General features: G+C 72.8%; 9 protein-coding genes. 4 read left to right on the top strand and 5 right to left on the bottom strand.

All coding sequences use genetic code 11. From position 1 onward, the window contains the following. The coding region (locus AB0H87_RS31820; protein ID WP_360153978.1) for a hypothetical protein at positions 1–301 on the bottom strand (301 nt) is incomplete at its 3' end. Further along, positions 294–842: a sigma-70 family RNA polymerase sigma factor gene (locus AB0H87_RS31815; RefSeq protein WP_360153975.1), complete on the bottom strand. Its 549-nt coding sequence runs from the start codon at positions 840–842 to the stop codon at positions 294–296. The genes AB0H87_RS31820 and AB0H87_RS31815, both read right to left, overlap by 8 nt. 109 nt (positions 843–951) lie before the next feature. Between AB0H87_RS31815 and AB0H87_RS31810 the strand changes: the two genes are divergently transcribed. The 3 genes from AB0H87_RS31810 to AB0H87_RS31800 are packed head-to-tail and all read left to right on the top strand — an operon-like array spanning position 952 to position 2,227. After that, positions 952–1,386 (top strand): hypothetical protein, encoded by a 435-nt coding sequence (locus AB0H87_RS31810; protein ID WP_360153972.1) that lies wholly within the window; start codon positions 952–954, stop codon positions 1,384–1,386. 2 nt (positions 1,387–1,388) lie between these two features. Beyond that, positions 1,389–2,057, top strand: a complete 669-nt coding sequence (locus AB0H87_RS31805) for a cytochrome b/b6 domain-containing protein (protein WP_360153969.1) — start codon at positions 1,389–1,391, stop codon at positions 2,055–2,057. Beyond that, entirely contained in the window at positions 2,054–2,227 is a 174-nt protein-coding gene (locus AB0H87_RS31800) for a zf-HC2 domain-containing protein (RefSeq protein ID WP_360153966.1), read from the top strand. Before AB0H87_RS31805 ends, AB0H87_RS31800 begins: the two co-directional genes overlap by 4 nt. A gap of 12 nt (positions 2,228–2,239) precedes the next feature. Here the strand turns inward: AB0H87_RS31800 and AB0H87_RS31795 are convergent, their stop codons facing one another. The 3 genes from AB0H87_RS31795 to AB0H87_RS31785 all read right to left on the bottom strand — a co-directional run bounded on the left by AB0H87_RS31795 (position 2,240) and on the right by AB0H87_RS31785 (position 4,379). After that, positions 2,240–2,716, bottom strand: a complete 477-nt coding sequence (locus AB0H87_RS31795; RefSeq protein ID WP_360153963.1) for a pyridoxamine 5'-phosphate oxidase family protein — start codon at positions 2,714–2,716, stop codon at positions 2,240–2,242. 3 nt (positions 2,717–2,719) lie between these two features. Continuing rightward, on the bottom strand, positions 2,720–3,448 hold the full coding sequence (locus tag AB0H87_RS31790) for a hypothetical protein (RefSeq protein ID WP_360153960.1): 729 nt from the start codon (positions 3,446–3,448) through the stop codon (positions 2,720–2,722). A 91-nt stretch (positions 3,449–3,539) separates the two neighbouring features. Then, positions 3,540–4,379: a patatin-like phospholipase family protein gene (locus tag AB0H87_RS31785; protein ID WP_360153957.1), complete on the bottom strand. Its 840-nt coding sequence runs from the start codon at positions 4,377–4,379 to the stop codon at positions 3,540–3,542. 218 nt (positions 4,380–4,597) lie between these two features. Here AB0H87_RS31785 and AB0H87_RS31780 point away from each other — a divergent pair. Beyond that, positions 4,598–9,901, top strand: a 5,304-nt coding sequence (locus AB0H87_RS31780; RefSeq protein WP_360153954.1) for an RHS repeat-associated core domain-containing protein, incomplete at its 3' end; no start/stop codon positions are given.

Below are 9,901 nucleotides of genomic sequence, written 5' to 3'. Positions count from 1 at the left end.
GGGCTTGAGGTAGCCGTTGCGGATGTGCTCGAACAGGCGCGGCCACTGCCGTTTCACCGGGCACTGGTTCATTCGGCGGGCCGGTCGTGCGGGCCAGCACGGCGCTCTCGAAGCCGGCCGGCGGCTCGACCGGCGGTGCCAGCAGCAACAGCCCGTCGGCGACCCCGGCGAGGCGTTCCAGCTCGCGGGCGCACGCGGCGCAGGATGCGACGTGCCGCAGGGCCTCGGCCCGCTCGTCGCCGCCGAGCGCGCCGATCGCGAGCTCGGCCAGCGCCGGCCGGACCGTGGCGCAGTCACCCATCCCGCACCTCCATCAGGTCACGTAGCCGGCCGAGCCCGAGCCGGATCCGGGTCTTCACGGTGCCCAGCGGCAACCCGTCCCGTTCGGCGATCTCGCGCGCGGTCAGACCGTAGTACGCGGCCAGCACCACCGCCTGCGCCTGTTCGGCCGGCAGGGACCGCAGCGCGGTGCGCAGCCGCTCCCGGTCGGCGACCGCGTCCGCCGGCGCCTCGTCACCGGCCGGCCGCACCGTGACGAGGTCGACCAGCGTCGCCGGGTCGTACGGCTGGTCGCGGGTCGTGCGCAGCACGTCGACCGCGGCGTTGCGGGCGATCGTCAGCAGCCAGGTCGACACGGCGCCGCGCCGCGGGTCGTAGCCGGGCGCGTACCGCCAGGCCCGCGTGAACGCCTCCTGCGCGACGTCCTCGGCCGTGGCGCGGACGCCGACGATGGTCAGCGCCAGCCCGAACACGCGCGCCTGGTAGCGGCGCACGAACGCGGCCGCCGCGAGGGCGTCGCCGGCCGCCATCCCGGCCAGCAGCGCTTCGTCGGTGGCGACCACACCAGGTACTACGCACCGCGGACCGCGGCGGGATCTCTCGGCGGCGATTGAATCCCGACGGCCCGCGGCGCCGGTAGGACCCGGAGACACCAACCGAGGGAGGCACCCGATGTTCGCCAACCTGCGCCGGTCCGCTGCCGCGCTGGTCCTGCTCGCCGCCCTGGCCGCCTGCAACGGCAATGACGCGGACGCCGCCGACGGCGGCGGGATGACCGTCGAGGTCACCGCACCGGCCGCGGAATCCACCGTGCAGGTGCCGTTCGACGTCGAGTTGACCGCGAGCGTGCCGTTGGGCACCACGGAGAGCGGCAAGCACCACGTGCACGTCTGGTTCGACGACAACGCCGACGACTACCAGGTCGTCGAGGCGCCGACGGTACGCGTCACCGACCTCGCGGCCGGCCCGCACGTGCTGCACGCGTCGCTGCGCAACGCCAACCACTCGCCGGCCGGGGCCGAGACCCAGGTGCCGATCATCGTCGGCGGCACGGACCCGAAGGCACCGTCGCCCGCGGACCAGCCCGACGACCCGTACGGCTACTGAGAATGACCGCCACCGTACGCCGCTACTCCCGGCGCACCCGCTGGTTCCACGCCGTCACCTACGTGGCCGTGCTCGTGCTGCTCGGCACGGGCTGGTGGCTGGTCGCGGGCCGGGAGGGGAAGCCGAGCCCGCTGGCCCGCGCCACCGGCTTGGCCGACACGACGATCCACACGTGGACCGGCTGGGTGCTCGCCGTCCTGTCGGCCCTGGCGGTCACGGTCGGCGCCCGGGCGGCACGGACGTTCCTGGCCGAGTCGCTCCGCGTCGACCGCGGCGACGCCCGCTGGTTCGCCCGCTGGCCGGCGGCGGCGTTCACGGGCCGGTTCGCGTACCACGGCGGCCACTTCGACCCGGGCCAGCGGGTCGCGAACCTGCTGCTCGTGGCGTTGCTGGCGATGCTGGTCGGCACCGGCGTGGGGTTGACGACGGTCACCGGCGGCCCGGGCTTCGTCTGGCTGGTGCGCCTGCACCGCTGGTCGACGTATCTGGTCACCCCCCTGATCGTCGGCCATGTCCTGGTCGCCAGCGGCGTGCTGCCCGGCTACCGCGGTGTCGCGCGGGCGATGCATCTGGGTGGCCGGCTGCGCCGCGACGTCGCCCGCCGCGTCTGGCCGGGCTGGCTGGCCAGGCACGACGCGGCCGAGGCGGAGCGGGAGGAGCGGGTGCGATGAGCCGCTGCCCGTTGACCCACTCCGTGGCCGCGCTCCTGCTCGGGGCGCTGGAGCCGCGCGAGCGCGTCGCGCTAATGCGGCACCTGCCGCGCTGCGCCCGCTGCCGGGCCGCGGTGGTCGAGCTCGCGCCCCTGCCGGGCCTGCTGAACCTGCTCCGCCCGCGCCCGTGACCGCCCGTGGGCTCAGCGTTCGAAGCGCCGCACCTGGGCGCCCGGCCGCCACAGCTCGATGACGAGCTTGTCGACCGCCTGGGACAGGCCCGTGTGGACCACCTCCCGCAGGTCGAGGCGGAACAGGTGCATGCTGTCGGGCGAGCCGTCGGGGATCACCGCGGCGAAGCGGTCGAAGTCGTCGACCGCCTCGGCGTGGCCCGACAGCTTCGCCTCGCCCGGCCACGAGCCCGGGTCGTCGCCCGGGTCGATCGTGGCCGAGTGCAGCGCGAAGCGCGGGTCACGCAGCAGGTCCTGCGCCTTGCGGGCCTGCCACATGCTGCCGGTCCACAGGTCGTCGCCGGCGAACATGGTCTCGATGCCGCTGATCCTGGGCGCCCCGTCGCGGCGCACGGTGGCCAGCGTCTTGTGCTTGTTGGCGTCGAGGGCCGCCCGCACCCGCGCCGCCAGCTCCGGCGCCTCCGCCGCGAAGACCGCCCAGGACGCCACGGCTCAGCCCACGTCCCGCAGCTCCGCCAGGCGGGCCTCGATCTCGGCCAGCTCCGCGCGTAGCTTCTCGGCCTGCGACTCGGCCTCGGCCCGCTCCGAAGCCATGATCTGCTCGACGGCCTCGTGGACGCCGGGGACGTCGACCAGGGCGACCATCTTCAGCGCCTCGGCCGGGCGGATCACGTAGGGCTTGGCCAGGCTCTTGGTGCCCTGCGCGGCGGCCACGGTCCACTCGCCGTCGGCGTAGGCCAGCGTCACCGTCAGGCCCGCCGGGCCCTTGGGCCTGGCCGGCTTGGCGGCCCGCTTGGCGGGGCGGGGCGCCTCCGTGGGCTCCTCCACCGTGGACACCGTGGACGCGGTCACCTTCTTCTCCTCACGTGGAGCCGGAACAACAGCGGGGGCGGGCGGTAGCAGGGCCGGGCCCGGCGGCGGCTCGGCGACGGGCGCGGCCGGCGCCGCCTTCTTGGCGGGCGTCGCCCGGCTCGCGCCGCGCGGTGGGACCGCCAGGTCCGTGGGGGAGAACGGCAACTCGTCGCGGCCGAACCGGACGACCACGAACTCGTCGGACGCGTCCGGGTCGGTCAGCTGGACCACCTGGCCGGTCTGGCCCTCGATCTGGCCGGCCGCGGCCGTGAACACCACCTTGGGCTTGCGGCCGGCGGCGAGGCTGTCGCGGATCGACGACAGCTCGTCGGTGGACAGACCGCGGACAGCGGTGCGCGCGGCGGCCATCGGGGAACCCCTCTCATCCGTACACCTGTTTGATTTTGTGCAGGCTCTTCTTACCAGGCGCCTGCGACAAAACCGAACGCGGCACGCCGCCTCAGCCGGCCCAGACCGCCGCGACCCGCGTCACCTCGGCCGCGGCCTGCGCGCGCCCGGCCCGCGCCGACGGTGCCCGGGCGGCCGGGTCGAGCACGTTGCGCCCGATCGCGCGCCGGGCGGCCAGGTCCGGCGTCACCACGACCACCGACGCACCCGCCCGGCGCAGCGTCGCCAGCTGCCGGTCGAGGCGCCCGTGCCGGCCCACCGAGCGGGCGATCGGCGCGAGCAGCACCACCCGGTCACACCCGGCGGCCAGGTCCACGTTGGTCGTCGAGCGGACACCGCCGTCGACGTAGCGCCGGCCGTCGATCGTCACCGGCGGCCACACCCCCGGCACCGCGCAGCTCGCACCGACGGCGTCGACCAGGTCGACGCCCGACGTGCGGTCGAACACGCGGGTCTGCCCGCTGCCGGCGTCGACCGCCACGACCCGCAGGTCCCTCTCCGGCCAGGAGTCGGCCGGCAGCCGGGCCGCGATCACCTCGCGCCGGCGCTCCTCGGGCATCGTCGGCGCCCGCAACGCCATCGCCCCGACCCGCGCCGCGGCCCGCACCGGGTCCCGTGACGTCGCCGACGCCCACACCCACGACGCCACCGACGCCCAGCCGAGCCTCGCCGCCGGCCCGCTCTCCGGCGGTGCCAGCTGCGCGGCATAGAGCTCTTCCACGGGTACGCCCGACGCGACCCCCGCGCCGACGAACGACCCCGCGGACGTGCCGATCACCACGTCAGCGGCGACCAGGTCCACGCCGCCGTCGGCGAGCCCGGCCAGCATGCCCAGCTCCCAGGCGATCCCGGTGACCCCGCCACCGCCACAGACCAGCGCTCTGCCTCCCATGCGATGGAGCGTACGGGCAACCCGCGCCGCCGGTCGACGATGGATGATCGACGATGCGAAAACGAATCGAGAGACGGCAATTCGTACCGCGATCAAGGCAATAGGTTGCAGTGAATTTCTGTCACATGGACGACTCCGGAACACCATTGATTGGCCTCTATGATCAGCCGTGGATCACTGACGTAGAGCCAGATCCGTCCACGGGGGAGGGTCCAACCATGTCCAGACCAACCGTGCGCAGCCGTGCCCGCGCACTGGCGGCATTCTGCGCACTGGCGCTCACCGTCACGCTGCTGCAGCCCATCGAGGGCAGCCGCGCGCAGGCGGCGCCGATTCCGCAGCCGCCCGGGCCCGGGCAGGGGCCCGTCGACCGGCCGATGCCCAAGGGCGTACGCCCGGACAACGCCTTCCCGCCCGACCAGCGCCCACCCGTCGTGCCACCCGAGGTCCGCGCCGACGGCGCACCCACGGCCCTGTCGAAGGCCGCCTGGGACCGCCGCACCAGCGCCCGCGTCGCGGCCGACGACCAGGTCTTCACCGACGTGCTCGCCCGCCCCGGCTTCCTGCTCGGCGACACCTCGATCAGCCTCTACTTCAACGTCGACGACGCGGCACCACCCTGGTCGACGTGGCGGGTCACCGCGTTCGACAAGGAGACACAGACCGAGCAGGCCTCGACGACCCTGTCCCGCGACGAGATCGCCCGCTCGACCTGCTCCGGCCAGCGCGACTTCTGCCGGGCGTTCGGCCGTGAACACGGCTGGGAGCTCGACGCGAGCCGCTCCTACGAGGTCACCATCACCGCGGTCCTCGACGACGGCCGCGAGGTCGTCTCCAACCGGCCCGAGGTGCAACCCCGCGCCACCATCGTGCCGCCGGCGATCCCACCCGGCCAGGCCGGCGGCTGCGGTTGCGGCAACGCCCTCGCGCTGACCAGCGCCGGCCAGGCGATCCGCGGCGACGGCGTCAACACCGCGACCGGCGCGTTCACCCAGGTCGTCCAGGACCTCGGCATGGCGTCGTTCGGCGTGCCGTTCACGTCGTCGCGCACCTACTCGTCGGCCAACGCCGTCGGCCCGCTCGGCGGCGGCTGGGCGTGGTCCTACGGCATGACCGTTACCGTGACCGACGGCGGTGCGGTCGTGCGCGCCGAGGACGGCGCCGAGGCCACGTTCCGCGCCGACGGCGACGGCTACCGCCGGCCGCCCGGAGTGCGGTCCAACCTGCGCCGGGCCGGCGACGGCTGGGAGCTGACCACCCCCGACAACATCGCGTTCGCGTTCGACGCGCAGGGCCGGCTGGCCTCGGTCCTCAACCCGCGCGGCCAGGGCGTGCGGCTCGCCTACACCGCCACCGCGATCACGCTGACCGACGCGTCCGGCCGCACCGCCAAGGCGAGCCTCGAGGCCGGCCTGATCCGCGAGATCAGCCTGCCCGACCACCGCAAGGTCAAGTTCTTCTACACGGGCTCGCTGCTCACGTCCTACCTCGACGCCCGCGGCAAGCTCTGGAAATACACCTACGGCACCAACGGCCTGCTCGCCGAGGTGACCAACCCGGACAGGGTCGTCGCCGTCCACAACGAGTACGACGCGAACAGCCGCGTCAGCCGCCAGCTCGACGCGCTCGGCAACGCCACCACCTTCGACTGGTTCGCCGACCGCGAGGAGGCACTGACCACCGACGCCGACGGCGTGCGGGTCTACGACGGCTACAAGGGCAACGTGCTGGTCTACACCCAGCGCGGCAACGGCGACTCCGAGCACCACCGCTACGACGGCGCCCTCAACCGGGGCCTGGTCGTCGACGGAAAGCAGAGCCAGCACGAGGCCCGGTTCGACGACCGCGGCAACCGCACCCGCGAGGACGCGCCGCAGTCGCTGGGCTTCAAGCAGGAGACGGAGTACGACGCCCGCAACAACCCGAAGAAGCACACCGACGCCAACGGACAGGTGTGGGAGGACACCTACAACGAGTTCGACGAGCTGGTCGCGAGCAAGGACCCCAAGGGCAACACGATCACCTACGAGTACGACGAGCTGGGCCTGCTGAAGTCCGAGACCGACCAGCGCAAGAAGGTGACCCGGTACGAGTACCTGCCGGCCGGTGACCCGAACCACGGCCTGGTCAAGGCCGTCATCTCCCCGATGGGCCGCCGCGGCGAGTTCAGGTACGACAAGACGGGCCGGCAGATCGCCGAGATCGACCCCCGCGGCACCGTCCCGCGCGCCGATCGCGACGACTTCACCACGCGGTACGCCTACGACCCGCAGGACCGCACGACCGAGGTCCAGGAGCCGGGCAAGCGGGAGCCGTGGCGGACGAGCTACGACGACCTGGGCCGCACCGAGTCGCAGACGACACCGCTGGGCGCCCGCACCGAGTACCGCTACTTCGCCAACGGCCTGCTCAAGTCCGTCAAGGACCCGCGGGTGACGATGTCCTACACCTACACGGTCGCCGGGCGCCGCGCCTCGGTGCGGGTGGACATGGACGACCAGCCGGACCCGACCACGACGTACGCGTACAACGCCAAGGGTCTGCTGCACAAGGTCACCTCACCGCGCGGCAACCTGCCCGGCGCGAACGCGGCCGACTTCACCACCACGTACTTCTACGACGCCAACGACAACCCGCTGCGGATGGAGCGCCCGTACCCGGGCGGCATCACCGTCAAGCGCGACATCGGCGTCGACGACCTCGACCGCACCACGTCCAAGACCGACGAGCACGACAAGACCTCGACGTTCCAGCGCGACAACAACGGCAACGTCACGGCCACGGAAGACAACCTGCACCGCAAGACGGAGCTGGAGTACGACGAGAACGGCCAGCAGACCAAGATCCGTGACCCGGAGCAGGGTGTCGTCGAGTACAAGTACGACGAGGCCGGCAACAAGACCCAGACGATCCGGGCCACGGGCGGCATCACCAGCTTCGTGTACGACGACGACGGCATGCTGGCCGCCTCCACCGAGCCGCGCGGCAACCTGCCGGGCGCCGACAAGGAGCGGTACACCACCCACTACGAGTACGACCCGGCCGGCAACCCGACGCGGACGATCGACCCGCTCGACAACGTCACCACGTCGAAGTACGACGCCAACAGCCGGCTGGTCGCGGAGACCGACGCGCGCGGGCACACCACGAAGTACACGTACCGCGAGGACGACCTGCCCCGCACGATCCGCACGCCGGACGCGCCCTACGACGACGACTACGACGGTGCCACCGTCTACGACTACTTCGACGACGGCCTGGTCGCCTCCGTGCGCGACCCCAACGGCAACCGCACCTACGTCGCCTACGACGAGGCCGGCCGCCTGACCAAGGAGACCGACCCGCTGGGCCGGATCACCGAGTACGGCTACGACGTCGAGGGAAACCGCGTCTCGACCCTGGCGCGCTGGGACGGCGAGCGGCTCTCCTCGACCGAGAAGGCCAAGCGCACGATCGTCGAGACGTACGACATCGTCAACCGCCGCGACTCCCGCACCCTCGGCTCGGCCGGTCCCCGCTACTCCTGGCAGTACGACGCCAAGGACCGGATCACCGCGTACGTCGACCCGACCGGGCACCGCGCCGTCACCTACGACGACGAGGACCAGGTCAAGCAGGTCAAGCGCGTCGAGGCGAACCTCGAGGAGACGTTCAACTACGAGTACGACGTGCGCGGCAACATCAAGCTGCGCGAGTACCCCGACGGCACCCGGGTCACCGCCACCTACGACGCCGACAGCCAGATGAAGACGCTGACCGCGGCGGGCGGCTCCGTGGGCGCCGACCCGGCCACATGGCGGTTCGACTACGACGCCGCGGGCCGGCGCGAGGTCACCTGGCTGCCGGCCGCGACCGGGCTCATCGAGCGGCGCGGCTACGACGACGCCGGCCGGCTGACCAGCATCGGCACCGAACGCGCCCCCGAGGCGCCGCAGGTGGAGCTCTCCGACGGCGGCCTGCTCTCCTTCGGTGACCGGCCCGACCCGCCGACCGACGTGAAGGCGCGGCCCGGCGCCGGGCTCGCGGTCGTGTCCTGGAAGCCGCCGCGCGACGACGACGTCACCGGCTACACCGTGACCGCCTCACCCGGCGGCAAGGCCGTGACCGTGGGCGAGACCGCCTCCAGCGCGATCGTCAACGGGCTCGACGCGGGCACCGCCTACACGTTCACCGTCACCGCACACGACAAGGACGGCGCGGGGGACCTGTCGGACCCGTCCGCGCCCGTCACCCCGGTCGCCGTGCCGCAGAACCCGGTCTCCGCGTTCCAGCTCGAGCTCGACGAGGTCGGCAACCCGACCCGGGTCGTCACCACCCGCGGCGGTGTCTCCGAGTCGGTGGCCTACGCCTACGACAAGGCCGACCGGCTCGTGTCCGCCTGCTACGCGGCCGTCGTCTGCGACGAGAAGACCCGCCCGGCGGGCCGGATCGACTACCGCTACGACCTGATGGGCAACCGGCTCAGCCAGAAGCGCAGCGGCACCGAGGGCGACGACACCACGACCTACGAGTACGACGACGCGAACCAGCTCCGCAAGGAGACCCTGCGCGAGCCCCGGCACGTCACGACGACCGAGTTCGACTACGACGTCCTCGGCAACCAGACCCGGGCCGGCACCGACAGGTTCACCTACAACCTCGACAACTCACTGGCCGGCGCCCGCGTCGCCGGGCGGGACGCGACCTTCGCCTACGACGCCGAGGGGCTGCGGCTGACCGCGACCACCGACCCGGGCAAGCCGGAGACGGCCACCCAGCGCTGGTCGTGGGACGTCGCCGGCACCCTGCCGCAGATCGCGGTCGACGCCGTCACCGACGCCGCCGGCGCCACCGTCGAGAAGCGCGGCTTCACCTACGGGCCCGACGACGAGCCCCTGGCCCTGCTGAACCCGGCCAACGGGCCGCACGCGTACACCCACGACTGGCTCGGTGGCGTGGCGAACATGCTCACGCCGTCCGGCACGCCGGAGATCGGCTACGACTACGACCCGTTCGGCAACCCGCGGGTCGGTACCACCCTGGAGGCCGCACCGGCCGACGCCGGTGACACCGCGCCGGGCGCCGTCCAGGCCGCGGCCGGCGGGCCGGAGAACCCGCTGCAGTACACGGGCGCCTACCAGGACTCGACCAGCGGCGAGGGCAACTACTACCTGCGGGCCCGCAACTACAACCCCGGCACGGGCCGGTTCACCTCCGTCGACCCGATGCCGGCCGGCGGCGCCGCGACGTCCGCGTACACCTACGCGGACAACAACCCGACCTCCTACACCGACCCGACCGGCAACATGCCGGTGGCCGGCGACACGGTCACCGCGGCGGCACCGACGACGACCACCGACGTGCCGCAGATCAGCCCGGAGGAGGTCGCCAAGGCCAACCAGATCCAGAGCAAGAGCGTCCTCGACGTGATCCTGGAGGCCGGCGGCCAGATCCTCATGGAGGTCCTGGGGATCAACGACATCCTCAACTGCCTCAAGGGCGACCTCGGTGCCTGCGCGATGGCGGTCATCGGTGCGCTGCCC

Origin of the sequence: Asanoa sp. NPDC050611 (assembly GCF_040654855.1) — a bacterium.
Lineage (GTDB): Bacteria > Actinomycetota > Actinomycetes > Mycobacteriales > Micromonosporaceae > Asanoa.
The sequence above is the reverse complement of the archived record's forward strand: the minus strand, read 5'-3'. Positions and strand labels throughout refer to the sequence as shown.